This is a genomic window from Streptomyces sp. NBC_01498, assembly GCF_036327775.1.
GTDB lineage: Bacteria > Actinomycetota > Actinomycetes > Streptomycetales > Streptomycetaceae > Streptomyces.
The window spans coordinates 5,972,356-5,997,029 of sequence record NZ_CP109598.1; the positions used below are offsets into that span (position 1 = coordinate 5,972,356).

Annotated in this window: 24 protein-coding genes; 8 read left to right on the forward strand and 16 right to left on the reverse strand. The window is 71.9% G+C overall.

The genetic code is table 11. The annotated features are described in order from the left end of the window. Window positions 1-14 precede the first annotated feature (14 nt). The 4 genes from OG875_RS25415 to OG875_RS25430 form a co-directional block, all read right to left on the reverse strand. Window positions 15-1,607 (reverse strand): beta-N-acetylhexosaminidase, encoded by a 1,593-nt coding sequence (locus tag OG875_RS25415; protein WP_330176544.1) that lies wholly within the window; start codon window positions 1,605-1,607, stop codon window positions 15-17. A 126-nt stretch (window positions 1,608-1,733) separates the two neighbouring features. Then, on the reverse strand, window positions 1,734-2,573 hold the full coding sequence (locus OG875_RS25420) for a carbohydrate ABC transporter permease (RefSeq protein WP_330176545.1): 840 nt from the start codon (window positions 2,571-2,573) through the stop codon (window positions 1,734-1,736). Next, window positions 2,570-3,556: a carbohydrate ABC transporter permease gene (locus tag OG875_RS25425; protein ID WP_330176546.1), complete on the reverse strand. Its 987-nt coding sequence runs from the start codon at window positions 3,554-3,556 to the stop codon at window positions 2,570-2,572. Before OG875_RS25425 ends, OG875_RS25420 begins: the two co-directional genes overlap by 4 nt. 103 nt (window positions 3,557-3,659) lie before the next feature. Further along, window positions 3,660-4,928 carry an extracellular solute-binding protein gene (locus OG875_RS25430; RefSeq protein ID WP_330176547.1) on the reverse strand — a complete coding sequence of 423 codons (1,269 nt, stop codon included), beginning with the start codon at window positions 4,926-4,928 and terminating at the stop codon, window positions 3,660-3,662. Between the two features lie 297 nt (window positions 4,929-5,225). On the opposite strand from OG875_RS25430, the gene OG875_RS25435 reads away from it, so the two are divergent. Beyond that, on the forward strand, window positions 5,226-6,071 hold the full coding sequence (locus OG875_RS25435; protein WP_330176548.1) for a GntR family transcriptional regulator: 846 nt from the start codon (window positions 5,226-5,228) through the stop codon (window positions 6,069-6,071). Between the two features lie 70 nt (window positions 6,072-6,141). Here the strand turns inward: OG875_RS25435 and OG875_RS25440 are convergent, their stop codons facing one another. Next, window positions 6,142-6,795, reverse strand: coding sequence for a response regulator (locus OG875_RS25440; protein ID WP_330177904.1), 654 nt, complete (start codon window positions 6,793-6,795; stop codon window positions 6,142-6,144). 167 nt (window positions 6,796-6,962) lie between these two features. Here OG875_RS25440 and OG875_RS25445 point away from each other — a divergent pair, with 167 nt between their 5' ends. From OG875_RS25445 to OG875_RS25460, 4 genes are all read left to right on the forward strand, one after another. Then, window positions 6,963-7,946, forward strand: a complete 984-nt coding sequence (locus OG875_RS25445; protein WP_330176549.1) for a Bug family tripartite tricarboxylate transporter substrate binding protein — start codon at window positions 6,963-6,965, stop codon at window positions 7,944-7,946. Continuing rightward, window positions 7,943-8,527 (forward strand): tripartite tricarboxylate transporter TctB family protein, encoded by a 585-nt coding sequence (locus OG875_RS25450; protein ID WP_443079196.1) that lies wholly within the window; start codon window positions 7,943-7,945, stop codon window positions 8,525-8,527. Before OG875_RS25445 ends, OG875_RS25450 begins: the two co-directional genes overlap by 4 nt. A 3-nt stretch (window positions 8,528-8,530) precedes the next feature. Beyond that, complete coding sequence (locus OG875_RS25455; RefSeq protein WP_330176550.1) at window positions 8,531-10,054, forward strand: tripartite tricarboxylate transporter permease; 1,524 nt, start codon at window positions 8,531-8,533, stop codon at window positions 10,052-10,054. Between the two features lie 155 nt (window positions 10,055-10,209). Continuing rightward, on the forward strand, window positions 10,210-11,346 hold the full coding sequence (locus OG875_RS25460; protein WP_330176551.1) for a methyltransferase domain-containing protein: 1,137 nt from the start codon (window positions 10,210-10,212) through the stop codon (window positions 11,344-11,346). Here OG875_RS25460 and OG875_RS25465 read toward each other — a convergent pair. Continuing rightward, window positions 11,312-11,926, reverse strand: a complete 615-nt coding sequence (locus OG875_RS25465) for a DUF402 domain-containing protein (RefSeq protein WP_330176552.1) — start codon at window positions 11,924-11,926, stop codon at window positions 11,312-11,314. The genes OG875_RS25460 and OG875_RS25465 overlap by 35 nt on opposite strands. Continuing rightward, window positions 11,907-12,827, reverse strand: a complete 921-nt coding sequence (locus OG875_RS25470) for a GNAT family N-acetyltransferase (protein WP_330176553.1) — start codon at window positions 12,825-12,827, stop codon at window positions 11,907-11,909. Before OG875_RS25470 ends, OG875_RS25465 begins: the two co-directional genes overlap by 20 nt. A gap of 96 nt (window positions 12,828-12,923) precedes the next feature. Between OG875_RS25470 and OG875_RS25475 the strand changes: the two genes are divergently transcribed. Then, window positions 12,924-13,298, forward strand: coding sequence for a GntR family transcriptional regulator (locus OG875_RS25475; RefSeq protein ID WP_330176554.1), 375 nt, complete (start codon window positions 12,924-12,926; stop codon window positions 13,296-13,298). 23 nt (window positions 13,299-13,321) lie between these two features. On the opposite strand, the gene OG875_RS25480 is transcribed toward OG875_RS25475, so the two are convergent. The 7 genes from OG875_RS25480 to OG875_RS25510 all read right to left on the reverse strand — a co-directional run bounded on the left by OG875_RS25480 (window position 13,322) and on the right by OG875_RS25510 (window position 20,376). Beyond that, entirely contained in the window at window positions 13,322-14,185 is an 864-nt protein-coding gene (locus OG875_RS25480; RefSeq protein WP_330176555.1) for an ABC transporter permease, read from the reverse strand. Further along, window positions 14,145-15,152 carry an ABC transporter ATP-binding protein gene (locus tag OG875_RS25485; protein WP_330176556.1) on the reverse strand — a complete coding sequence of 336 codons (1,008 nt, stop codon included), beginning with the start codon at window positions 15,150-15,152 and terminating at the stop codon, window positions 14,145-14,147. Before OG875_RS25485 ends, OG875_RS25480 begins: the two co-directional genes overlap by 41 nt. Continuing rightward, window positions 15,149-15,628, reverse strand: coding sequence for a MarR family winged helix-turn-helix transcriptional regulator (locus OG875_RS25490; RefSeq protein ID WP_443079197.1), 480 nt, complete (start codon window positions 15,626-15,628; stop codon window positions 15,149-15,151). Before OG875_RS25490 ends, OG875_RS25485 begins: the two co-directional genes overlap by 4 nt. 179 nt (window positions 15,629-15,807) lie before the next feature. Further along, the gene (locus OG875_RS25495; RefSeq protein ID WP_330176557.1) at window positions 15,808-16,926 is read right to left on the reverse strand and encodes a DUF5925 domain-containing protein; all 1,119 of its coding nucleotides are present in this window, start codon (window positions 16,924-16,926) and stop codon (window positions 15,808-15,810) included. A 644-nt stretch (window positions 16,927-17,570) separates the two neighbouring features. Beyond that, window positions 17,571-18,335, reverse strand: coding sequence for a polysaccharide deacetylase family protein (locus tag OG875_RS25500; RefSeq protein WP_330177907.1), 765 nt, complete (start codon window positions 18,333-18,335; stop codon window positions 17,571-17,573). A 98-nt stretch (window positions 18,336-18,433) separates the two neighbouring features. Then, window positions 18,434-19,516: a glycosyltransferase family 2 protein gene (locus OG875_RS25505; protein ID WP_330176558.1), complete on the reverse strand. Its 1,083-nt coding sequence runs from the start codon at window positions 19,514-19,516 to the stop codon at window positions 18,434-18,436. Next, complete coding sequence (locus OG875_RS25510; protein WP_443079198.1) at window positions 19,513-20,376, reverse strand: glycosyltransferase family 2 protein; 864 nt, start codon at window positions 20,374-20,376, stop codon at window positions 19,513-19,515. Before OG875_RS25510 ends, OG875_RS25505 begins: the two co-directional genes overlap by 4 nt. A 567-nt stretch (window positions 20,377-20,943) precedes the next feature. Between OG875_RS25510 and OG875_RS25515 the strand changes: the two genes are divergently transcribed. Both OG875_RS25515 and OG875_RS25520 read left to right on the forward strand, forming a co-directional pair. Continuing rightward, window positions 20,944-21,750, forward strand: a complete 807-nt coding sequence (locus tag OG875_RS25515) for an SGNH/GDSL hydrolase family protein (protein WP_330176560.1) — start codon at window positions 20,944-20,946, stop codon at window positions 21,748-21,750. Between the two features lie 269 nt (window positions 21,751-22,019). Then, window positions 22,020-22,283: a hypothetical protein gene (locus OG875_RS25520; protein ID WP_330176561.1), complete on the forward strand. Its 264-nt coding sequence runs from the start codon at window positions 22,020-22,022 to the stop codon at window positions 22,281-22,283. A gap of 253 nt (window positions 22,284-22,536) precedes the next feature. On the opposite strand, the gene OG875_RS25525 is transcribed toward OG875_RS25520, so the two are convergent. Both OG875_RS25525 and OG875_RS25530 read right to left on the reverse strand, forming a co-directional pair. Next, the gene (locus OG875_RS25525; RefSeq protein WP_330176562.1) at window positions 22,537-23,730 is read right to left on the reverse strand and encodes a type ISP restriction/modification enzyme; all 1,194 of its coding nucleotides are present in this window, start codon (window positions 23,728-23,730) and stop codon (window positions 22,537-22,539) included. A 173-nt stretch (window positions 23,731-23,903) separates the two neighbouring features. Beyond that, on the reverse strand, window positions 23,904-24,653 hold the full coding sequence (locus tag OG875_RS25530) for a GntR family transcriptional regulator (RefSeq protein ID WP_330176563.1): 750 nt from the start codon (window positions 24,651-24,653) through the stop codon (window positions 23,904-23,906). Window positions 24,654-24,674: the final 21 nt, after the last annotated feature.

The following is a 24,674-nucleotide window of genomic DNA, read 5'->3' on the forward strand; positions in this document are numbered from 1 at the left end:
GGAGGGGCGGGGAATCACGGACGGGGTGGCGCCGTACCTGCGGGGACGGTCGTCAGGGACCGTGCGGTGAGCGGGCGGTAGCGGACACCGAGGGCGTCCAGCCGTGCGGTGTGGTGGCGCAGCCGCTCCACGAATCCGGTCCAGTCGCCGCGCCCGCCGGACCAGGCCCGGTCCGCGAGGGCGCACAGCCGGGGATAGGTGAGGTACTCGATCCGGTCCGGCGTCTTCACGTACTCGGTCCACAACTGCGCCTGGGTACCGAGCACACGGGCGGTCTCCTCGGCCGCCCAGTTGCCCGGTGCCGGCTCGTTGCCGTGCACCGCGTGAAGCGCGACCGGCTCGCCGGGCTGGCCCGGGGGTTCGTCGGGCTCGGCGGACTGCGCGTAGTCGAGGTAGGTCGCCCGGTGATGGGCGGTCACCACCTGGTGGCCGCGCCGGGCGGCGGCCAGGGCGTGTGCCGGATCGCGCCAGGTCATCACCGTGAAGTCGAGGGGCAGTTCGGTTCCGGTCTCGGCCCAGCCGACGGGCCTGCGGCCCCGCTCCACCAGGAACTCCCCGATCCGGCCCATGAACCAGCCGTGCAGCGCCGCCGGTCCGTCGAGCCCCTCGGCCGAGGCGCGGGCGCGGGCCGCCGGACTGTTCTCCCACTCGGTGGTCGGGCACTCCTCGCCGCCGATATGGATGTACGGGGACGGGAAGACGTCCATGACCTCGTCCAGTACCGTCCGGCAGAAGTCGAGTGCCCCGTCGTGGACGCCGAGCACGGTGTCGCAGACACCCCACCGGGTCCAGACGTCGAGGCCGCGCTCCGGGTGGTTGCCGAGCTCCGGGTAGGCGGCCAGGGCGGCCCGTACATGTCCCGGCATCTCGATCTCCGGCACGACGTCCACCCCGCGCTCCGCCGCGTAGCCCACCAGGGACCGCAGTTCCTCCTTGGTGTACGACCCCGTGTGCGGGACACCGTCGAACCGGTCGTCGCCCCGGCCCGGAGGCCGGCTCATCGACTCGCTCCGCCGGCCGCCGACCGAGGTCAGCCGGGGATAGGCGTCGACCGGCATGCGCCAGCCCTGGTCGTCGGTGAGATGCAGATGGAGGGTGTTGAGTTTGTGGAAGGCGAGCAGGTCCACGTATCTGCGCAGATAGGAGACGGGCTGGAAGTGCCGGGCGACGTCGAGCATCGCGCCGCGCCAGGGGTGGGCGGGCGCGTCGCTGATCTCGACGCAGGGCAGCTCCCGGGACCCGCCCCGGACCTGGCCCGACAGGGCATCGGCGGGCAGCAGTTGACGGATCGTCTGGACGCCGCGCAGCAGGCCGGTGGGTCGCGCGGCACGCAGCGTCAGCGCCCCCGGGCCGACGGTGAGCCCGTACCCCTCCTCACCGAGTCCGCCGAGCCGCGGGTCCAGCGACAGCACGATCTGTCCGTCGGGGGAGGGCGGGAACGGCAGTCCGGTCACCGGGGTGAGCAGGCCGCGCAGGAGATCCGCCGCCGCCTTCGTGCCGGGCAGGGACCGCAGGGCGGTGTCCGCGTCGAGGATGAGACGGCCGGGGCGGGGAGAGACCTTGCGGGGCCGGGGGACGAGGGAGAGTGCGGGGTGTGACGGTGACACGGCGGGTGGCCTCCGGGAGTTCGGATCTCGGACGGTTCGCGGGTCTTCTTCGCCGGGCTTTCCTGGTCGGTTCTTCTCTGTCCGGTCTTCTTCTTCGGGTTCGGTACGTCGGGTCGTGTTCGCGGATCAGCCCTTGACGGCGCCGGCCGCGAAGCCGGCGGTGACATGGCGCTGGAGCAGCAGGAAGATCACCAGCGCGGGCAGGGCGAAGAGCGTCGAGGCGGCCATGGTGGCGCCCCAGTCGGTGCCGAACGTGTTCTGGAAGGACGACAGCCAGACCGGCAGGGTGCGGTTGTCCTGCTCCTTGATGATCAGGAAGTTGGCGTAGGCGAACTCGTTCCACGCGGTGATGAAACCGAAGAGCGAGGTCGCCATCAGACCGGGCACGAGCAGGGGCAGGGCCACCCGCCGGAACGCACCGGTCCTGGTGCAGCCGTCCACCCGCGCCGCCTCTTCCAGCTCGGGCGGAATGGTGCCGATGAAGCCCCGGAGGACCACGATCGTGAACGGCAGCGTGATCATGAAGTAGACCAGGGTCAGCGTCGGCAGCCGGTCGAGCATGTTCGTGTCGCGGGAGATGATGTAGACGGGGATGATCAGCGATTCCCACGGAGCCATCTGGGCGATGAAGACCATCAGCATGAAATGCCGCCGGCCCTTCCAGCGCATCCGGGCGACGGCGAACGCCGCCCCGAGCGCCACCAGCAGCGACAGCAGCACCGCGCCGAGGGTGACGAGGACGCTGTTGCGCCAGAAGAGTTCGAAGCCGTCGGCGCCCACGGCCCTGCGGAAGTGGTCGAGCGTCCAGGTGCCCGGGATCAGCCGGGGATCGGCCGACCGGATGTCGCGGGACGGAGTGAAGGCGGTCGAGATCATCCAGTACACGGGGAACAGACACACCACGACGGTCACCACGGCGGCGGCGTTCAGCGGAATCCGGCGGACTCGGGGACGAAGCGGGGTCATCGTGATTCGTCCTCCTGGCGGAGCATCTGACGGAAGTGGAGGACGAGCACCCCGGACATCAGGACCACGGTGAGCATCGACGCCGCGGAGCCCAGGTCGTAGCGCTGGCTGGAGAGCGCCGTCTGGACCGCGTACACGGGCAGGATCGTCGTGGCGTCGCCCGGCCCGCCGCGGGTCATCACCCAAATCTGGACGAACGCCTTGAACGTCCAGATCACCTCCAGCGAGAAGACCAGCAGGAAGATCGGCCGGAGCATCGGGAACGTGACCGAGCGGAAGATCCGGGAGCCCGACGCCCCGTCGAGCCGGGCCGACTCGTACAGCTCGGCGGGGACCGTGGTGAGCGCCGAGTAGAGGGTGATCGCCGCGAACGGCACGGACTGCCAGACGATCAGTACGACGAGGATCGTGAAGGCGGCGGTGCCGTTCGCGAACCACGGGTAGCGGTCGAAGGACTCGAAACCCGCGGTGGTCAGGGCCCGGTTGACGATGCCGAACTCGGAGTGGAACAGCCACTGGAAGACGGTGGTGGCCGCCACCACCGGCATCGCCCAGGCGAGCACCAGCGCACTGAGGACGACGGTGCGGCCGGTCTTCGCCAGCCGTTCGGTCATCAGCGCCACGAGGGTGGAGAGCACCATGATCAGGACGACGTTGACGGCCATGAAGAGGAAGGTGCGGCCGGTCACCTCCCAGAAACGGGGGTCGGAGAGCAGTGTGCGGTAGTTCCGCAGCCCCACGAACTCCGCGTCCCCGCTGATCAGTTGGCGAAGCCCGAAGTCCTGGAACGAGATCACCACGGCCCGCAGCAGCGGGTAGACGAGCAGATACAGCATGCCGCCGATCGCGGGCGCGATCAGGGCGTACGGCCAGAGGCCCGGCGACGGGCGGGAACGCCGCCGCTCCCGCGGTCCGGCCGGGGGGCCGGGGGCCGGTCGGTGCTGGGGGGTGCGTGGTGCGGTCCGCTCGCGGATGACCGGCACGGCGCGCCTCCTCTCGGTGGAATCCCTTTCGCGGAATCCCTCTCGGAGGTGTTGGGGAGAACAGCCAGGGGCCCGTGGCCGGGCCCGAACCCCCGTCCGGGGATCAGGAGCCGGCGTTCATGGCCCGGGTGATGTCCTGCGACGCCTTCGCGGCTTCCTTCGCCGGGTCACCGCCGACGAGGACCGCGGTCATGTAGTCCTTGATGGGGTTCTCGGCCTCCACGGCGGCCCAGCCGGGGGTGTTGGGTGTCGCGTGGCCGTTCGCCGCGCCGACCGCCATCGCGGAGGCGCCCGGATCGTCCGCCACGGCCGCCGCCAGCGTGGTCCGGTTCGGTACGTAGCTCATGGCGACGGCGAGCTTCTTCTGCCAGGTGTCGCCGGTCAGTTCCTTGATGAACGTCAGCGCCTCGTCCGGGTGCCCGGCCGCGGCGGGGACGACCAGATCGGAGCCGCCGGTGAAGACGGCGCCCGGAGCGTCGGCGGTCTTGCCCGGGATCGGGAAGAAGCCCAGCTTTCCCTTGAGCCGGGCGTTGTTCCCGAGCACGGCGTTGGCCAGGCCCGGGGTGGCGATGATCTGGGCCACCTGCCCCTTCGCCATCACCTCGGCCTGCGGCGGATCGTCCTCGTCGGAGTCCTTGGGGCCCTTGCCCAGCGCCTGGAGCCGCCCGTAGAACTCCATGCCGCGCAGGGCCTCCGGGGTGTCCAGCGACCCCTTCCACTCGTCGCCCGACCCGGTGGCGAAGTCGCCGCCCTCGTCCCAGATGAAGCCGCCCAGCGCGTACCAGAGCTGGCCGGGGAGATAGATGCCCTGGGTGCCGCCCTTGTTGAGCTTCGCCGTCGCCTCGATCCACTGCTCGCGTGTCCTGATCGCGGCGGCGTCGATGCCCGCCCGCTCGAACAGATCGGTGCGGTGGACGACGACCCGGTTCGCCGCGTAGTACGGGATGCCGTACTGCTTCCCCTCGTACGAACCCGGCTCCGCGAGTCCCTTCAGCCAGTCCTCACCCTTCAACTCCGTTTTGCTGTCGGTGAGGTCGAGCAGTCCGCCGCTCGACGCGAACTGCGCCACCTGGGTGTTGCCCACCTCGATGACGTCGGGCGCGTCGTTGCTGGCGAGGGCCGCGGTGATCTTCTGGCCGATGCCGTCCCACTCCTGGATCTGGATCTCGGCCCTGATCTTCGGGTGCGCGGCCTCGAAACCCGCCACGAACTCCTTCTGGAACTCCGCCGACACGCTGTCACGCATCAGCCAGACATCGACCGTCGTCCGTCCGTCGCCGCTCGCGTCGGCGGGGCCGGAGGACGTACTACAGGCACTGAGCGCGGCGGCCATGACCAGCACGGACCCACCGGCGAGCAAGCGGTACTTCACGATTCACCTCGGAGAGAGCACGACCTGACCACCTGACCAGTGAGGGTCACTGGACAGCTCACCACTTGATGCTGGATGAAGGTGGCATGGGCCAATGAGGCCGTCAACCCCCCTTGTGGAAAAGGGCATTGGTGATCTCGGCGGACTTCGCGGTGCTTTCGCTCGTCGCAGTGGCGGCTACACTTGACCTGACCAGTAGAGTCGGTTGGCGTACTGGTCGCGTGAACTGGTAAGTCTGGTCCGGCTGATAAGACCGACAAGGCCGCTGAGTGATGCGGGCGTCCGGAGGGGGACACCATGGATGTCGACGTACCCGGGACGGTGCTCAAACGGGAGCGGGCCCGTGACGCCGTCCTGGAGCTGATCGAGTCGCGCAGCCCCGGGGACGCCATCCCCTCCGAACGCGCCCTGTGCGCGCTGCTCGAAGTGTCGAGGCCCACCGTGCGCTCGGCGATCGACGAGCTGGTGGCCGCCGGGCTCCTGGTCCGCGAGCACGGCCGCGGCATGTTCGTCGCCCCCGCGAAGATCACCCAGGAACTGGTCTCGGCGGACCTCACCCTGACCGTGCCGCGTGCGGCCGGTACGTGGTCGAGCCGGCTGCTGGAGTTCACCACCCACCAGGCCGGCGCCCGGGTCGGCCGCAAGCTCCGTATGTCACCCGCCGAGGACATCCTCTACGTCGCCCGGCTGCGGCTGGTCGACGGCACCCCGATGGCGATCGAGCATCTGCACATCAGGGCGGCCCTCGCCCCCGGCCTGTCGGCCGAGGAACTGGAGAGCGGCGATCTCTACGAACATCTGCGGGACACCCACGGGGTGCATGTCCACGAGGCCGTGCAGGCCATCGAGCCGACCGTCGTCACCCGCGCGGAGGCCGGGTTCCTCGACGTGCCCGAACTCTCCCCGGCGCTGCTGTTCGAGCGGCTGACCTCGGACACCACCGGCCGGCCCGTGGAGTACGTCCACTCGCTCTACCGGGGCGACCGCTACCGCATCGTCTCCCGGCTCACGCTCGGCCCGGCAGCGGCGGCGGCCGGACCGGCCGGCGGGGAAGGGCACCATCCGGGCATCCCGCCGGGCGACTTCGCCCACGGGGACGCCATGACCTCCTCCACCCGGGGGGACATCCAGTCGGGCGGGTGAACCGACCCGTCCGCGTGCCCGCCACCCTCGGTCCGGCCGTCGGCGGCGCCGTGACCACCACCCGCAGCCCTCACCCCACCCAGCGGTAGCGCCGCTCCGGGCGGCCCGTCCCGCCGTACCGGAGCGTCACCTCCGCACGGCCCGTGTCCGCGAAGTACTCCAGATAGCGCCGCGCGCTCACCCGCGACAGCGCCCCCTCGTCCGCGCACTCCGTCGCCGACAGCCCCTCCGCGTGACGCCGCAGCGTCCGCTCCACCAGCTCCGCCGTGTGCGCGGCCAGCCCCTTCGGAAGCTCACGCGAACCCGGCGGACGCGTCCCGAAGATATGGTCGACGTCCTCCTGACGCGCCTCGCCCAGCCGGTCCAGCCGGGTCCGCAGCGACGCCACGTGCCGCAGCTGCTCCTGGAGCGCCGACCGGCTGAACGGTTTGATCAGATAGTGCAGCGCCCCCGCCCGCAGCGCCGCCCGGATGACCCCCGCGTCCCGCGCCGCCGTGATGAACAGGGCGTCCACACTCGTACGGGTCGCGTCCCGCTCCTCCGCCGCCCGCAGCTCACGCAGCACGGCGATGCCGTCCATGTCCGGCAGATAGATGTCCAGGAGCACCAGGTCGGGGCGGGTCCGCTCGGCCGCGCGCAGCGCGTCGGCGCCGCTGTGCGCCACCCCGACGACCTCAAACCCGTCCATCGCGGACACATAGCGGCCGTGCAGCTTCGCGACCATGAAGTCGTCGTCCACCACCAGCACTTTTGTCACGTCGTCACGCTAAGCCGCGACCGTAACGACCACAACGTCCGTTGATTCCGGAAGAGAGACAGGTTCTTAACACGAAGGCAACATGTGGGCCACCTCACTGCCCCACCCCTTGCATCCCTGAAAGGCGGCCACACGTGCGACTTCGCACTCCCCTCGCCCTCCTCGGGGCCGCGCTGATGGTGCTGGTGGGTCCGCCGCTGCTTTCCGCGGGCAGTGGCGGCGACACCGGTACACAGATTCCCGGCCTGCGTTTCATGGTCCCCAACACGCCGGGCGGCGGTTACGACATCACCGCCCGCACCCTGGCCAAGGACGCCGAGGACGCCGAACTCAACCACAACATCGAGGTCTTCAACCTGCCCGGAGCGGGCGGCACCGTCGGTCTCGCCCGCGCCGTGAGCGAACACGGCAACGGCAAGCTCGTGGTCTCCATGGGCCTCGGCGTCGTCGGCGCCGTACGCACCAACAACTCGCAGAAGACCCTCGCCGACGCGACGCCGATCGCCCGCATCAGCGAGGAGACCGACATCGTCGTCGTCGCCAAGGACTCCCCGTACAAGACGATCGACGACCTGCTCACCGCCTGGAAGAAGGACCCGTCCAAACTTCCCGTCGGCGGCGGCTCCTCGCCCGGCGGACCCGACCACCTCGCGCCCATGCTGATGGCACGGGCCGCCGGAATCGCCCCCAAGACCGTCAACTACATCCCCTTCGACGGCGGCGGCGAACTCCTCGCCTCCATCCTCGGCAGCAAGGTCGCCTTCGGCGTCTCCGGTCTCGGCGAGTACCGCGACCAGATCGAGGCGGGCGAACTGCGGCTGCTCGCCGTCACCGGCCCCGAGCGCACCCCCGGCATGGACGCCCCCACCCTGCGCGAGGCCGGACTCGACACCGACTTCACCAACTGGCGCGGCGTCGTCGCACCCCCCGGACTCTCCGACGCCGAACGCGACAAGCTCGTCCACTTCTTCGAAGAGCTGCACGACTCGGCCCAGTGGCAGGACTCGCTCAAGAAGAACAACTGGGACGACGCCTTCCTCACCGGTGAGAAATTCGGCGACTTCCTCGCCGCCGAGGACAAGCGCGTGGAATCCGTCCTGAAGGAGCTCGGGCTGTGACCGACCGACCCACCACCCCACCCGCGGCGCCCGCCACCGGCGAGAGCCCCGCGCCCGCCCCCGCTCCCGGCAAGGGGACCTCCGCCTCGCACGGCTGGCTGCGCGACCACTCCGAACTCGGCGTCGGACTGATGCTGTTCGTCATCGGGGTCCTCGTCCTCACCGACGCCCTGACCATGGACGTCGACATCACCCAGCGCGGCCCGGTCGGCCCCAAGACCGTACCGATCGTCGTCGGCATCGGCCTGCTGATCGTCGCCGTCCTCCTCAGCCTCGACGTCCTGCGCGGCGGCCGGGGCGAGGCCGAGGGCGGCGAGGACATCGACCTCAGCGAACCGAGCGACTGGCGCACCGTCCTGCTCCTCGCCGGAGTCTTCCTCGCCAACGCCGTCCTCATCGGCCCCCTCGGCTTCCCCATATCCGGCGCCCTGCTCTTCTGGGGCTCCGCGTACGCCCTCGGCAGCCGGCACCTCCGGCGCGACCCGCTCATCGCCGCGAGCCTCTCCCTCGTCACCTACTTCCTCTTCAACAACCTGCTCGGCGTCCCCCTCCCCGGTGGCCCGCTGATGGGAGTGATCTAGCTCATGGACTCCCTCAACTCCCTGATCGACGGCTTCGGTACGGCACTCACGCCGATCAATCTGCTGTGGGCCGCGATCGGTGTCCTGCTCGGCACCGCGATCGGTGTCCTGCCCGGCATCGGCCCCGCCATGGCCGTCGCCCTGCTCCTCCCCGTCACCTACGGCCTGGAGCCCACCGGCGCGTTCATCATGTTCGCCGGCATCTACTACGGAGCCATGTTCGGCGGCTCCACCACCTCGATCCTCCTCAACACCCCCGGTGAGAGCGCGGCGGTCGTCGCCGCCATCGAGGGCAATCCGATGGCCAAGGCCGGACGCGGCGCGCAAGCACTCGCGGCGGCGGCGGGCGGTCACTTCGTCGGCGGCATGATCGGCACGATCCTGCTGGTCCTCCTCGCCCCGACCGTCGCCTCGTTCGCCGTCGACATCGGCGCCCCCGACTACTTCGCGATCATGGTGCTGGCGTTCATCGCCGTCACCTCGGTCCTCGGCTCCTCACGCATCCGGGGCCTCGCCTCGCTGCTCATCGGCCTCACCATCGGCCTGGTCGGCCTCGACCAGATGACCGGCCAGCAGCGCCTCACCTTCGGCTCGCTCCAACTCGCGGACGGCATCGACGTGGTGATCGTCGCCGTCGGTCTCTTCGCGATCGGCGAGGCCCTGTGGGTCGCCGCGCACCTGCGCCGCTCCCCGGGCGCGCCCGTCCCGGTCGGCCGCCCCTGGCTCGGCAAGGACGACATCCGGCGCACCTGGAAGCCGTGGCTGCGCGGGCCGGTCATCGGCTTCCCGTTCGGCGCGATCCCGGCCGGCGGCGCGGAGATCCCGACGTTCCTCAGCTACGTCACCGAGAAGCGGCTCTCCAAGCACAAGAAGGAGTTCGGCAAGGGCGCCATCGAGGGCGTCGCCGGACCCGAGTCGGCCGCGTCCGCGTCGGCCGCCGGAACGCTCGTGTCGATGCTGACCCTCGGACTGCCGACCACCGCGGTCGCCGCGGTGATGCTGGCCGCGTTCCAGCAGTACGGCATCCAGCCCGGACCGCTGCTGTTCGAGCGCGAGTCGGAACTGGTGTGGGGCCTGATCGCCTCACTGTTCGTCGGCATGGTGCTGCTCCTCGCGCTGAACCTGCCGCTCGCCCCGGTCTGGGTGAAGCTGCTGCGCATCCCGCGCGCGTACCTCTACGCGGGCATCCTCTTCTTCGCCGCGGTCGGCGCGTACGCGGTCGGCGGAGAGGCCCTGGACCTGGTGATCCTGCTGATCATCGGTCTGATCGGGTTCGGGATGCGGCGCTACGGACTGCCGGTGCTGCCGGCCGTCATCGGTGTCATCCTCGGCCCGGCCGCCGAGCAGCAGATGCGCAGGGCGCTCCAGATCAGTGACGGCAGCGTCACCGGGCTGGTCAACACCCCCTTCTCGGTGACGGTCTACGCCGTCGTCGTGCTGATCATCTGCTGGCCGCTGGTACGGAAGGTGCTGCCCGGCGGCGGCAAGGAAACGGGGACCCCCGACAAGACCGAGGTCTCGGTGTAGTCGTCCGTCCCGCGCGGCCGTCGGGCCGCGGCTGTCCGCACCCCTCTGCCGGACAGCCGCGGCCCGACCGGCGTTTACGGACGAACCGGGGCGCCCGGCCGGTGACTGTACGCCCCCCGCCCCGCACTGTCAGTGGTGGATGGCACGATCGACCCATGACGCCGATCGACTGGGACGACGCCGCAGACTCCTTCGACGAGGAGCCCGACCACGGGCTCCTCGACCCGACCGTGCGCGACGCGTGGGCCGCCAGACTCGCCGACTGGCTGCCCGCCGAGACCTCCAGCGTGCTCGACCTCGGCTGCGGCACCGGCAGCCTCGCCCTGCTCGCCACCGGGCAGGGCCACCGCGTCACGGCCGTCGACCTCTCCCCCCGCATGGTCGGACTGGCTCGGGCCAAGCTGTCCGGCACGGACACGGAGGTGCTGGTCGGCGACGCGGCCAGACCCCCCGTCGGGGAGCGCACCTTCGACGTGATCATGGTCCGCCATGTGCTCTGGGTGCTGCCCGATCCCGACCGGGCCCTGACCCACTGGCTGTCACTGCTGCGCCCCGGCGGACGGCTGATACTCGTGGAAGGCGTCTGGGGCGGGGTCGGACTGCCGGCGGCCCGGGTCACGAAGTCCCTCGCCCCGCTCGTCGAGCGGGTCCTGCACGAGCCCCTCTCGGCGGACGCCTCGCTCTGGGGCCGCGCCGTGACCGACGAGCGGTACGCGCTGATCGCCTGCACCGACCAGCGCCGCCGCCACACCGAAGTGGTCGACGTCCATCTGATCCTGCGCCGGGGCGACGAGGTGCTGCTGGCCCGCCGCTCCGGCACCGGTTACGGGGACGGTCTGCTGAACGCGCCGGCGGGGCACGTCGAGGACGGCGAGGACGTGCGGGAGGCGATGATCCGCGAGGCGGCGGAGGAGATCGGCGCCTTCCTGCGCCCCGACGATCTGCGGACGGCCCTGGTCATGCACCACCGAGGTCCCGGCGGCCGGCCGCGCACGGGCTGGTTCTTCGAGGTGCGGTACGACGAGGCGCACGCCTCCTGGGAGCCGTACAACCGGGAGCCGGAGAAGTGCTCGGGCCTCCACTGGTATCCGCTGTCCGCGCTCCCGGACGACATGGTCGCCTACTGCCGCGCGGGTCTGGAGGCGTACCGGGCGGGGGAGCGTTTCCTGATCCACTGGCACGAGGACACCGATCCGATCGCCCACGACCCGTCCGGCACCCCGCGCGCGATCCGGCTGGCCCGGACGGACGGCGGAGTCACGAGGACCGCCGGTGACGGAGCGGCGCGGTGAACGCCCCGGTGTGTACGAGGTGTTCCAGCTCGTCCAGGGCACGCAGCGCCGCGTCGGCCGCCGCCGGGTCCCGGCCTGCGAGACCGCTCTCGGCGAACTCGTCCTCGTCCAGACGCAGCACCGTGCCGCCGTCGGCCGACGCCCACAGATCGAGGTCGAGATCCTCGACCCTCACCTCGCACGGGAGTTCACCGTGATCCGGGCCGGACACGACGGCGGGCCGGGTCACGTCGCAGTACCAGCCCTTGAGCACACCCCCGGCCGTCCGGACCTCCTTCACCGCGTACCAGCGATCCCGCCAGTAGTGCTCGGTGAAGACGTCGCCGGGCTCGAAACGGACGAAGCCGAAGTCCCGTACGCCGGGCGCCGCCCAGGGCGCGCGCACCACCAGGTGGGTGCCGTCGTCGGCGATCAGCGAGGCGGGGTAGCGGATCTTCGTACGGCCCGCCTTGACCAGACGCACCTCGACCCGCGCCTCGACCCGCGCCCCGGCGGGCGGCTCCGGGGCGGGACCCGACGACGGCCCGGACGAGGTCGTGGGCCGGGGAGCGGACGAGGGGTCAGATGAGGTGGCGGACATGGCGGACCTCCGACGTGCGCGGTTCGTAGCCGAACCAGGCGTTGACCGCCAGCATCGGCTTGTTCTCCGCGTCGTTGTTGGTGAAGGCGTCCCTGAAACCGGCGGCGCGGGCCCGGCGCAGGGAGTGGATCTTCGCGGCCTTGGCCAGACCCCGGCCCCGGTGGGCGCGCACCGTGCCCGTCATGGCCGACAGATAGCGGGTGGCGCCGTCGGTGTAGGCCATCGCGAAGGCCACGACCCTGCCCCCGGCCGTCACGACGGTGCTGAGGTCGCGGTCCAGACTGGGATGGTTCCAGGTGTGGCCGAGCCAGTCCTCGTAGTCGTCGAGTTCGGTGACGGTGTCGTTCGGTTCGTCCGCGGTGACCTCGGCGTCGGCCTCGAACAGCGGCCGGGGATCACCGGCCAGGTCCGCCGCCGTCGCGAGCGCGCAGCCCGCCGGGAGCGGCGGGGGCTCCGGCACCCGGGCCGCCGACAGATCCAGCCCCAGGTAGTGCGCGGTACGCAGCGGCGTGTACCCCCGTCGTTCCGCGAAGCCGAGCGACGCGGGCGAGGCGTCCACCCAGGCGTACACGGTGGTCGCGCCCTCGGCGGCCAGATGCCGTTCCCCCGCCCTCAGGATCGCGGACCCGGCGCCCCTGCCGGTGCGGTCGGGGCGCACATGCGGGGTGAGCCTGGCCCGGCCCGGCTCACCGCTGTCGTAGAGGAGCGCCACATGGGCGGCGCCGATGACCTCCCCGTCGTCCTCGGCGACCAGCAGCCGGTACTTGGCGGCCGGGTTGGCGCTCCGCGCCGTGAAGTCCACGGACTCCTCGGTGGTGATCAGATACGGCGCGGCGGCTCGCCGTACCCGGACGACGGCGCCGGCGTCCTCGGGACGGGCATCACGGACGATCACAGTCATGGGGCCGCACGCTACGCCCGCCCACCGCCGTGATCCTCCGATTTTTTCCGTCCGACCGTGCGGGCCCGGCCCGGGGGATGGGGGACAATCTGCCGCGTGACCCTGAGAATCACCATCGACGACGACGCGTCCACCGCGCCGTACGAGCAACTGCGCCACCGCATCTCCGAACTGGCGCGCTCGGGCGCGCTGCCCGTGGGGCACCGGCTTCCGACGGTACGGGGCTTCGCCGAGGAGCTCGGCCTCGCGGCGAACACCGTCGCCAAGGCGTACCGGGCGCTGGAGTCGGACGGCGTGATCGAGACACGCGGCAGGAACGGGACGTTCATCGCGGCGGCCGGTGACGCGGCGGACCACCGGGCGGCCCTCGCGGCGCAGGAGTACGCGGAGCGGGCGAAACGGCTGGGCCTGGCCCGCGCACAGGCCCTGTCGCTGGTCGAGGACGCGCTACGGGCGGCGTACTCGCGATGAGGACGCCGCCCGCCGGGAGCTGATCATCTCGCCAGCCGGCCGAGCAGCGACGACGCCGCCGTGATGCCCAGGACCGCCGCGAAGAGCAGCACCCCGAAGTCGAGCAGCAGATGGGACGGCGAGCCGAGCAACAGACCGCGCAGGGCGTCGACCTGATAGCTGAGCGGGTTGATCTTGCTGATCACCTGGAGCCAGCCGGGCATGATCGCCACCGGGTAGAGGGCGTTCGACGCGAAGAAGAGCGGCATGGTGATGGCCTGGCCGATACCCATCAGCCGGTCACGCGTCAGGACGATGCCCGCGATCGTGATCGACAGACACGAGAAGAACGCCGAGCCGAGGATCACCACGACGGCGACCCCGAGCAGTTTCAGCGGGTTCCAGGTCAGTCCCACCCCGAGCGCGGCGGCGATGACGATCACCACGGCCGCCTGGATCAGCGCCTTCACCCCGGAGGCGAACGCCTTGCCGCTGATCAGCGCGGATCTCGGGGTGGGAGTGACCAGGAGCTTGGTCAGGATGCCCGCGTCCCGCTCCCAGATGATCATGATGCCGTAGAAGATCGCGATGAACATGGCGGACTGGGCGATGATGCCGGGCGCCAGGAAGTCGATGTAGGGGATGTTGCCGGTCGTCGGGATCGCCCGGATATGGGTGAAGGTCTCGCCGAAGATCAGCAGCCAGAGGGCGGGCTGGATGGCCCGCGTGTACAGCTCCGTACGGTCGTGCCGCAGCTTCTGGAGTTCGACCACGCACATGGCCATGACCCTGGCGGGCAGGACCCGCCAGCCCTTGCGGGGCCGCGGCGGTACGAGCAGCAGGGGGAACCGTTCGGGATCGACGGTCTCAACCGAGCCGGGAGGCCGTCCGCCGGGTGCTTCTGACATTGCCGTAGTCACCTCCTTCCTCGTCCAGACCCTGGCCGGCCACCTCGCGGAAGACGTCCTCCAGCGTGGCGTCGACCTCGGCGGGGGCGTGGGTGGGGGCACCGGGGTTCAGTGTGTCCGCCTCCCGTGCCGCGGCCAGCGCCGCTTCGCGCCGCCGGTCGCGCAGCCCCGCCCGCAACTCCTGGGGCGTGCCGAGCGCGTGGATCCGGCCCCGGTGCATCAGCGCGACCCGGTCGCAGTACTGCTCGGCCTCGTCCATGTAGTGCGTGGTCACCAGCACGGTCATGCCGGTGGCTTCGCGCACCGCGTTGATGTGCTCCCACACGCTGCTCCGGGCGATCGGGTCGAGACCGATCGTCGGCTCGTCCAGCATCAGCAGCCGGGGCGCGCTGACCAGGGCCTGCGCGAGTTCCAGCCGGCGGATCATGCCGCCGGAGTACGTCTGCGCCATCCGGTCGGCCGCGTGGGTGAGATCGACGATCTCCAGGGCCTGGGCCACGCGGGCGGCGCGCTCACGGCGTGGGACGTCGAAGACGCGGGCGAACATCGTCACGTTCTCCCGGCCCGTCATCGCCGCGTCGGCGGACAGTTGCTGGGGGACGTAGCCGAGCAGCCGCCGTACCGCCATCTTGTCCTTCGCTGCGTCGTGCCCGAACACCTTCACCATGCCGGTGGGGACCGGCAGCAGGGTGGTGACGCAGCGGATCGCGGTGGTCTTGCCGGCGCCGTTGGGGCCCAGCAGCCCGAAGATCTCGCCCGCGCGGACGGACAGGTCGAGGTTGTCGACCGCCTTGGTCTCACCGAACGAGTAGTTCAGCCCGCGGCAGGTCACCGCGTCCTCGCCGTCCTCTCCGGACGCGTCGCCACCGTCCGGACCGGTGCCGGTGCCCGCGGGAACGGCGCCCCCGGGTCGGTCGGTTCGGTCACCTCGGCCGTTTCGGCCGGTCCGGTCGGGTCGATCGGTCATGGACCCTCCACCTCCTCGTGCAGATTCCGGGCGAGGCTGCGCAGTGCCGGAACCGCCGCCGCCAGGGCCGCCCGTTCCTCCTCCGTCAGCCGGGCCACCTGCTCGCGCACCAGCGCGGAGCGCCGTGCCTCCCAGCCCGCCAGCCGCGAGACGGCCGCACGGGTCGGTGCGAGCCGGACGACCCTGCCGTCGGCCGGGTCGGTGTCGCGCCGCAGATAGCCGCGCCGGCTGAGCTGATTGACCAGGGTGGAGACCGAGTTCCCGGCGAGATACAGCTCCCGTGCCGCCGCCGACACCCGGATTCCCGGGCGGGCGGCGACCAGCCGCAGCAGATCGACCTGCGCGCCGCGCAGGGGCGGGGCCGCCGGCCCGGCCCGCAACCGCCGCCGGATCATGCGCTGCACTCCCGCCAGCACATCGGCCAGCGAGTCGGCGAGCGAGTCCGGGAACGGCTCCGGGAGCTCCATCGCAGTCATGTGTCCAGTTTAGCTCTTAATGGGAGCAATCGGACTAAAGTGACGCGAAGGGAAGGTGTGTTCAGGAAAGAAGGGGCCAGGAAGGTGACCACCGCTCCACGGATCTCGGACCACGGATCCCGGACCACGGCCGCCCTACGGATTCCCGGTCCGCCTACGGCCGCTCCACGGCTGCCGGGCTACAAATACAGCCCCGCGTCCCGCCCCTTCGACGGCCCGGGGACCGACGTCGGGCCGTTGCCCCGCCGCAGCGCGAAGAGTTCGGCCAGCGTCGTACCGTCCCGGCCCACCGCCCCCTCCCAGTCGCCGTCCTCCCGGCCCAGCCACTCCTCCGCCTCCCGGCGGCTCAGCGGGCCGACCTCGATCCGGGCCATGCAGCGGCCGGGCCGTACGACCGCCGGATGCAGCCGCTCCAGATCCTCGTTGGTCGTCACCCCCACCAGGACGTTCCTGCCCTGGCCGAGCAGTCCGTCGGTGAGGTTCAGCAGCCGGGACAGCGCCTGGCCCGCCGTGTGCTTGGCCTCGCCCCGGATCAGTTCGTCGCAGTCCTCCAGGAGCAGCAGTCGCCAGCGTCCCTTCGCCGAGCCCTCGTCCTCACCGATCGCGATGTCCATCAGATAGCCGACGTCGTTGAACAGCCGCTCCGGGTCCAGTACGCAGTCGACCTGGCACCAGTCGCGCCAGGACCGGGCCAGTGTCCGCAGCGCGGACGTCTTCCCGGTTCCGGGCGGGCCGTGCAGCAGGAGCAGCCGTCCCGCGATGTCGTCCGGCGTCACCTTCATCAGCCGGTCCATCGCGTCGGCGACCGGCGCCGTGTAGTTGCCCCGGACCTCGTCCCAGGTACCGGCGGCGATCTGCCGGGTCGTACGGTGCGGACCCCGGCGCGGCGACACGTACCAGAACCCCATGGTCACGTTCTCCGGCACAGGCTCGGGCTCGTCCTGCGCGTCCTCCGTCGCCTGCCCGTGGATCTTCTCCGCGAGTTCCGAGGTGGTGGCGGTCACGGTGACGTCGGCGCCCCGGTTCCAGCGGGAGACCAGCAGGGTCCAGCCGTCGCCCTCGGCGAGGGTGGCGCTGCGGTCGTCGTCGCGGGCCGAGCGCAGCACCGTGGCGCCCGGCGGCAGCAGCGAGGCACCCGACTTGACGCGGTCGATCGACGAGCTGTGCGAGTGCGGCTGCTCGCCCGTCGCGAAACGGCCGAGGAAGAGCGCGTCGACCACGTCCGACGGCGAGTCGCTGTCGTCGACGTTGAGCCGAATCGGCAGGGCGTCCTGAGGCTTGGCTGACATGGCGCCCATGATCCGGCACAGGAGTCCCCGGCGCACGGACTTTTGTCCCCCGATGCCCGGCGGCGGACCGCGAGTGCCCGCCGTGGGGTCCGTCGGCGCCGGGCCACCGGCGGCCGGACGGGTGCCGAACCCCTCACCCGCCCCCCGCCCGGACACCGGCCCCCACCCGGCGTGGGCATCCGACCCGGCCCGTGCCGCGCCTCCCCGCGCCGGTCCGGCCGTTCTGGGCGACCTGCGCACTGGCGGTGCGGACTCGGTCCCCCGGCCGGCACCGGCCCGCCCCCGCTCGCCGCCCGGACACCGGTCCCCACCCGGCGTGGGTATCCGACCCGGCCCGTGCCGCGCCTCCCCGCGCCGGTCCGGCCGTTCTGGGCGACCTGCGCACTGGCGGTGCGGACTCGGTCCCCCGGCCGGCACCGGCCCGCCCCCGCTCGCCGCCCGGACACCGGTCCCCACCCGGCGTGGGTATCCGACCCGGCCCGTGCCGCGCCTCCCCGCGCCGGTCCGGCTGTCCTGGGTGACCTGCGCACTGGCGGTGCGGACTCGGTCCCCCGGCCGGCACCGCGCGGATCTCCTCCCACGGCACACCCGGCAGTTCGCGCCGCCAAGGCGCTGACGTCCGAGCTGATTGCCGCGCAGACCCTCACCCCCGCTCAGCCCCGGAGCGTCCGCACCCCCCGGCGGGCCCCGCGGACCACGGCGTACGCCTTCGTCAGCGCCCGGTCGGCGGCGAAGATCCGGCCCAGGGCCCGGCCCTCCATCAGCCGCCCGAACTCCCCGATGCCCGTGGAGCGCCGCACCGTGACCCGCTCCAGCGCGTACGGTCCCTGGCTCCGGCGCGCGAGCGCGTTGCCCACGGCCAGCGACTGCGCGAACCCGGCCTCCCGGACCGCGCGCCGTACCCGGCGGGTCGAGTAGCCGTACGGGTACGCGAACGAGGCCGGGGCCCCGCCCAGTTCGTCCGCGACGATCTCCCGGCAGCGCGCCGCCTCGTGCCGCAGACGGCTGTCGCCGAGCTGGTCGAGCTGCGGATGCGTATGGCTGTGGCCGCCGATCTCCACGCCCGCGTAGGCGAGTTGGCGTACCTGGTCCCAGTCGAGCATGGTGTCGAGGGCACCGCCCCGGTCGTACGGGCCGCGCAGCCACCCGGTGGCGACGAACAGGGTGGCCGCGAAACCGTGCCGGGCGAGCACCGGCAGCGCGTACCGGTGCACCCCCTCGTACCCGTCGTCGAACGTGATCAGCACCGGCCGGGCCGGCAGCGGCCCCCCGCCCCGCCAGCCGGCCGCCAGCCGCGCCGTCGTCAGCGGCGTGAACCCGCGTTCGCCGAGCAGGGCCATCTGCTCGGCGAACGCGTCGGGCGACACGGACAGGGCGCGCACCGCCGGGGCCGGACGGTGCCCGACCGCGTGGTACATCAGGATCGGCACCGGCTCCGGCACCGGCAGTCCGCGCCCGCCGCCCGCGACGGGGACCGCGCCCCTGCCCCCGACCGCGTCCCCGCCCGCGCCCCCGTTCATACGGCGGCACCCCGCGGGCTCTCCCGCGCCCCGGCCGGCGCGGCGGTCGCCGCCCCCGCCCCCGGCGCCGGTACGGGCACCACCGGCCCGGACGAGAACGTGACCGGACCGCGCCGCGCCCGGACCCCGCCCACCAGATAGCCGGCCGTCGTCGTCAGCACCCCGGCCACGATCGCCCCGGCCCGCCCCGCGCCCCCCCGTTCCCGTCCGCGCACCGCGTCCCGCAGCCCGCGTGCCACCCCGGCGGGCAGTACCCGGGTGACGTAACGCCGTTCGGACTCAAGTCCCTTGCCCGCGCCGACACTTCGGGCGACCAGGGCCTTGGAGAGCCCCTCGGCGTAGGCGCGGGTACGGAAGTACCCGAACCGCGTACGCGCCGGGGGCACCCTGTGGTGGATCACCGCACGGTCGTCGATCAGCAGCACCGCGTGCGGCAGCGCCCCGCTGAGTCTGATGCACAGCTCGGTCTCCTCGCACCCGAGCGGGCGCTTGCCGCCGTCGCGGCCGATGCCGGTCGCGAAGCCCCCGGCCGCCTCGAACGCGGTGCGCCGGAACGAGGCGTTGCCGCCGAGGACGTTGCGGACCCGCACCCTGCCCGGCGCCAGCCCCCGGTAGGTGCAGCCCACGACCCAGTCGAACTCCTCGGGGAACCAGACCGGCCGCCCCCCGGACGGCCAGGCGGGCAGCGTCCTGCCGCCGACGGCCATCACCCGGGGATCGCCGTACCCCGCCGCGAGATACCGCAGCCAGTCCCGTTCGGCGACGGCGTCGTCGTCCAGGAAGGCCACGAACTCCCCGCGCGCGGCGGCGATTCCGGTGTTGCGCCCGGCGGACAGCCCGCGCGGACCCGCGTTGGGCATCACCCGTATCTCGCCGCCGTCGGCGGAGGGCGAGGAGGCGTACCGGGCGCGGAGCCGTTCCAGCAGCGCCTCGTTGTGGTCGACCACGAGCAGTGTCTCGGTGGCCGGCATCGACTGGTCCCGTACGGAGGCGACAGCGGCGAGGATGTCCTCCCAGCGTTCCTCCGTGTACGCGCACACGACCACCGAGAACGAGCGGTGCAGGTGACGGTCGATCACGACACCTCTCCCTGTCCCACGGGCCCGTTCAGACCGGTCCGCACGGTGAGCGGAAGCGCCGTCCGGACCGCGCGGGGCCGCCGGCGCGCCGCCCTCGGGACGCCCTTCTCACGGAGGATGACGCCGAGGACCCGCAGTCCGTCCCGTACGGCGCGGAGGTTGCTCACGCCGTGGATGCGGTCGTACTCGTGGCTGGGGATCTCCTGCACCTTCAGACCGGCCTTGACGACCCGTATGTTCATCAGGGTCTCGACCTCGAACCCGGTGCAGTCGAGCGTGATCCGGTCCAGGCAGTGCCGCCAGAAGGCGTTGTAGCCGTAGCAGAGGTCGGTGTAGCGGGCGCCGAACTTGGCGTTCACGGCGGCGCAGAGCAGATGGTTGCCGAGCTTGCGGATCAGTGTCATGTCGTCCGTGCCGCCGCCGTTGGCGAAGCGGGATCCCTTGGCGAAGTCGGCGCCCGAGACGAGGGCCGACACATAGCTGACGATCTCCTGGCCGTCGGCCGAGCCGTCCGCGTCGACCATGACGATGATGTCGCCGGTGCAGGCGGCGAAGCCGCTGATCAGCGCGTCGCCCTTGCCCTTGCCGCGCTGTTCGACGACCTTGACGTCCGGCCACAGTTCGCGGGCCACACGGATCGTTCCGTCGGTGGAGTCGCCGTCCACGAGGACGACTTCGTGAATCCAGTCGGGCAGGGACTTGAAGACGTACGGCAGGTTCTCCGCCTCGTTCATGGCGGGGATCACGACGCTCACGGGCGGCGCGATGGCGAGATGTGAGGAGACCGGCCGGTAGCGGCCGGGAGCGCGGTCGAGTGCGTCGTCGCGGAGTTCACGGTCGCCGTCACCGGAGAACGGCACGGCTAAAGGATCTTCGCCCGGGGTCGCCGGGCGCAGGAATGAGCTCACGAGAATGGTCCCTCTCCACCGGTGGACCGCCCGCCCCCGGGCGGTCCGGATGATGTGCCGGTTCGAAAGGGGGGTTCTCACCCTGTGCGTGACGGCGTCGTCGATCTCCTCGCTCGCCGGGTGAGTCGTGAAAGGCCGGGCATCGCGCGGCACCCCCCTACCGCACCCCGCACCGGGAGCCGCCGCGACGTCCGAGCCCTCCCCTGAAGTCGCTCTCCATGACGGACCGTTGCGAGTCGATGTCCGACGGTATTGATACTTACGACTGTATGGCAAGGGGTGGGCCATCGCCGTGCCTATTTGCGATTTGGCCTTACTTCGACGGTGGTACCCGGAACCTCCGCGTTCGGATTTACTCGGTCCGTCGGCCGACGCGCGCCCGTTCGAGCCAGTTCGAGCGGTATACGCGCGTCCATCAGTAAGTTCTCACCGGATCTACTTGGCATGGACACTTCCGATGAAGTGCCGCGCCTGGTACGAACGTTGAGGCAGAGAATCGCTCACCGGAGGTCCCCCCACATGAACCTGTCCAGATTCGCCGCGCTCTCCTCGTCGCTCCTGCTCGGCGCCGTCCTCGCCTTCACCGGCGCGGGTCAGGCCCAGGCGGCCGAGGCCGCGGCCCTCGACTACGTCGCCCTCGGCGACTCCTACTCCTCCGGTCTCGGCGCCGGCTCCTACGACAGTGCCAGCGGCTCCTGCAAGCGCAGCAACGTCGCCTACCCGAAGCTGTGGGCCGCCGCCAACGCGCCCTCGTCGTTCGCGTTCACCGCCTGCTCGGGCGCGCGTACGGGTGATGTGACCGGCAGTCAGCTCGGTCCGGTGAACTCCGGGACCGACCTCGTCAGCATCACCGTCGGCGGCAACGACGCCGGCTTCGCCGACGTCATGCTCACCTGTGTCCTCCAGTCCGAGGCCAGCTGCGTCTCGCGGGTGAACCAGGCGCGCGGGTACGTCGACTCGACGCTGCCCGGCCAGCTCGACTCCGTGTACAACGCGATCAGCGCCAAGGCCCCGGCCGCCCAGGTCGTCGTCATCGGCTACCCGCGCTTCTACCAGCTCAACGGCTCCTGCATCGTGGGCCTGACGGAGGCCGAGCGCAGCGCCATCAACGGCGCCGCCGACCACCTCAACACGCTGCTCGCCAAGCGTGCCGCCGACCACGGCTACACCTACGCCGATGTCACCGGCCCCTTCACCGGTCACGAGATCTGCTCGCCGTCCTCCTGGCTGCACAGTGTGAGCGTGCCGAACCTCGGGGAGTCCTACCACCCCACCGCCCAGGGCCAGTCGGGTGGTTATCTGCCGGCCTTCCGCTCGGCCGTCTGACCGATCGCGGATCGTACGAACCGACCGTCGATCAGATGCCTGTCCGTCCGCCCTTCCCAGGGCGGACGGGCGGTTGACCGCCGTGCCGTCAACTCGAACGAGGCCAGGGGTGATTGTCCAACTCGCCCTGAAATAGAATGGATTCACCGGGTGGGCGGTTCACCTCCGACGAGGGCCGCCCACCCTTGAGGCGGGATACCCGTGTGTCCCATGGGGGCGATAGGGTTAATCTGCCCGAGCCGGGTGCCCTCGTACGGGTGGGGAGTGACATGGATCAGATAACGGTACACAGCAGGGCGCGAGTCCCTGCCATCACATGTGGGAGCAGCGCAACCAGTTCGCGCCTCGACCGACATCTCGCGGTGCTCGGCGGTCCCGCCGTACCGCAGCGCGAGACGGCCGAAGCGACCCTGCTGATGCGGGAGTTGACCTCGCGGAACGAGACGGGGGCCCGCCGGAGCAAGAGCGCCCGCGTCTCCTTGTTCGCCCCGCTCCGGCGGCTGCGCCGCACCCTCTTCGGCAGCCGCCGCTGACCGACCGGGTCGGCGCTAGCCGATCCCCGGACGGCGCCCGGACGACCACGCCGTTCCGACGCATGCGCCGCGTTCCGCTCGCCCGTCACTCCCAGGGCCCGCGGCGCTGCGTCGGTGTGCTCCGCCGGGCACCCGAACTCCCCGTCGGCGCCGTCGACTTCACCACCCGGCCAGGTGAAGCGACGGCGACCGTACGGGCTCCTCGCCGTGCTGCCCGACGACCGGGTCCGCTCCCGCTCCCACCCGGGCGCCGTCAGAGCAGCGCGAACTGCCCGTCCGGGCCCTCCTCGTGATGATCCAGCACGGAGGCGGGCCGCCGCGCCCAGCCGGGCACCGGCAACGCGCCCGCCGCCCGCAGCTCCTCGGCCCCGATCTGCGGCCCCTCGTCCAGCGCCCGGCCCAACTCCCGCTGCCGGGGCCGCAGTCCGGCGAGCAGCGCCAGTACGGTGATCAGCTCCAGCAGCTCCGAGGTCCACTCGCGCGGCCAGAGACGCGGCCCGATCGCCTCCAGGGTGCCCGGCTCCGGCCGCCCGGCGCGCCGCTCGAACCAGGTCTCGATCATCCGTACGCCGCCGACCTGGAAGTCCCACGCCCCGGCCGGCACGGGGGAGATCCGGCCGTCACCGAGATGGAGCGTCTCGTCCTCGGAGTCGTAACGGATCGTGGTGGGCCACCCCGGCGGCGCCGCGCGGACGTACGGGCGGCGCCCACCCGGCAGGCGAGGGCGTTCCCCGCCGTGCGCGCCGCGCAACTGGACGCCGGTCAGCAGCGCGCCGAGTTCCGCACCGGTGGCCCAGAGGTCCGGGTCGGCGGTCAACGGCACCACACAGCCGCGCGCCGACGGCCGGGCCACCGCCACGGCCCAGTCCAGCAGCCCGCGCGGGGTGATCCCGTGGCCGAGGCGCGCCGAGAGCAGCGGGGCCAGACCGGGGGTGAGATTGGGTTCGGCGCCGCCCGGCCTGCGGAAGAGCGGCCGGATACGGCCGGGCCGCCCGGCGGGGGAACGGCCGTCCGGCAGCAGGGCTCCCACCAGCAGCGCCGGACCGGCCGCCCCGGGGACGAACCCCTGCTCCACGGCGAAGAGTTGGTACTCGTCCGCCACCCGCCACAACTCCGGCCGGGCCGCGTCGATCAGCCGGTGGTCGGGGATCAGATACCGCTCGTCGAACGGACCGTGCCCGATCCGCACCGGCGGCGGGCACCGCCCGGCCTCGCGCGCGAACCGTCCCGTGCCGGTGGGCTGCCCCGGCAGCGCGGCGACCGCGCTCCTCGGCGTACGGGACCGGGTCGGCCGGAACAGCGCCTCGCGTTCCGCGCCGGTGGCCCGTATCAGGGTGTCCCAGCGTGCGGTGAGCGAGGCCGCGTCGGGGGCCGAGATCCAGCCACGGCCCAGCCGCAGCGGTGCCACCGACCACGGCATGAGATCGCCCAGCAGCGGGGCCGTCATACGGGCACACCCCTCCCCGATCCGTGTCCGTGCCGTCGCCGAAAGAGTACCGACCGGGTCGCGGGCGCGGGGTGGCGCCGGTGTTCCGGCCCGTGCCGCCCTCGCCGGCCCGGTCCGGCCCCTTCGCCCCTCCGACGGCCTGCCCCCTTCGCCCCGTCACCCGCCGACGCGCGTCAGTCCGTCTCCATCGTCACCGAGAAGGAGAAACGGTCGCCCCGGTAGCGAATTCTGGCCACGTCCACGACCCGGCCGTCCGCGTCGTAGGTGACACCCGTGTAGTGCAGGATCGGGCTGAGCAGCGGCACCCGCAGCAGGTCGGCCGTGGCCGGGTCGGCGAGGGTGGCCTCCACCGTGTCCGTGATCCGGCCGATCCGCACCCCCAGGACGTCGCGCAGCACCTTCGTCATCGGCCAGCGCTCCAGATCCCCGGGATCGAGATCCTCGGCGATCTCCGGACGCAGCGCGTTCTCCGCCCAGTTGGTCGGCTCGCCGCTCTCGCCGTCGAGGCGCAGCCGCCTGAAGACGGCGACCTCCGCCAAGTCCGGGAAGTATTCGGCCAGTTCGCCGGGCACCGGCATCCGGCCGTGGCCGATGACCGTCGTCCGCTCGCCCGACTGCTGGGCCACCACCGCGTCCACGGACCCGAGCAGCCGGCGGGGCGCGCCGCGCCGCGCGCCCGGCTCGATGAACGTGCCGCGCCGCCGGTGCCTGCTGATCAGGCCCTCCTCCTCCAGCTCCTTGAGCGCCTGACGCATCGTCAGCACGCTGACGCCGTAGTGCCCGGCCAGCTGCTCCTCGGTGGGCAGGCGCAGCGGGTCGTGCGGACGCCGGCCGAGTATGGAGGCACGCAGCGACTGCGAGACCTGGTACCAGAGCGGCAGTTTGCGGTTGAGGACCAGTGAATCGGGTGCGAAGGCGGTCACGGCGGGCTCCGGATGGGGCGG

Excerpts from the sequence above, each read along its gene's own strand:
- OG875_RS25420 (WP_330176545.1), bottom strand. The coding sequence starts at position 2,573 with ATGACCCCGCTTCGTCCCCGAGTCCGCCGGATTCCGCTGAACGCCGCC.
- OG875_RS25435 (WP_330176548.1), top strand. The coding sequence starts at position 5,226 with ATGGATGTCGACGTACCCGGGACGGTGCTCAAACGGGAGCGGGCCCGT.
- OG875_RS25440 (WP_330177904.1), bottom strand. The coding sequence starts at position 6,795 with ATGGTCGCGAAGCTGCACGGCCGCTATGTGTCCGCGATGGACGGGTTT.
- OG875_RS25455 (WP_330176550.1), top strand. The coding sequence starts at position 8,531 with ATGGACTCCCTCAACTCCCTGATCGACGGCTTCGGTACGGCACTCACG.
- OG875_RS25460 (WP_330176551.1), top strand. The coding sequence starts at position 10,210 with ATGACGCCGATCGACTGGGACGACGCCGCAGACTCCTTCGACGAGGAG.
- OG875_RS25465 (WP_330176552.1), bottom strand. The coding sequence starts at position 11,926 with ATGTCCGCCACCTCATCTGACCCCTCGTCCGCTCCCCGGCCCACGACC.
- OG875_RS25470 (WP_330176553.1), bottom strand. The coding sequence starts at position 12,827 with ATGACTGTGATCGTCCGTGATGCCCGTCCCGAGGACGCCGGCGCCGTC.
- OG875_RS25480 (WP_330176555.1), bottom strand. The coding sequence starts at position 14,185 with ATGTCAGAAGCACCCGGCGGACGGCCTCCCGGCTCGGTTGAGACCGTC.
- OG875_RS25485 (WP_330176556.1), bottom strand. The coding sequence starts at position 15,152 with ATGACCGATCGACCCGACCGGACCGGCCGAAACGGCCGAGGTGACCGA.
- OG875_RS25490 (WP_443079197.1), bottom strand. The coding sequence starts at position 15,628 with ATGACTGCGATGGAGCTCCCGGAGCCGTTCCCGGACTCGCTCGCCGAC.
- OG875_RS25495 (WP_330176557.1), bottom strand. The coding sequence starts at position 16,926 with ATGGGCGCCATGTCAGCCAAGCCTCAGGACGCCCTGCCGATTCGGCTC.
- OG875_RS25500 (WP_330177907.1), bottom strand. The coding sequence starts at position 18,335 with ATGTACCACGCGGTCGGGCACCGTCCGGCCCCGGCGGTGCGCGCCCTG.
- OG875_RS25515 (WP_330176560.1), top strand. The coding sequence starts at position 20,944 with ATGAACCTGTCCAGATTCGCCGCGCTCTCCTCGTCGCTCCTGCTCGGC.
- OG875_RS25520 (WP_330176561.1), top strand. The coding sequence starts at position 22,020 with ATGGATCAGATAACGGTACACAGCAGGGCGCGAGTCCCTGCCATCACA.
- OG875_RS25525 (WP_330176562.1), bottom strand. The coding sequence starts at position 23,730 with ATGACGGCCCCGCTGCTGGGCGATCTCATGCCGTGGTCGGTGGCACCG.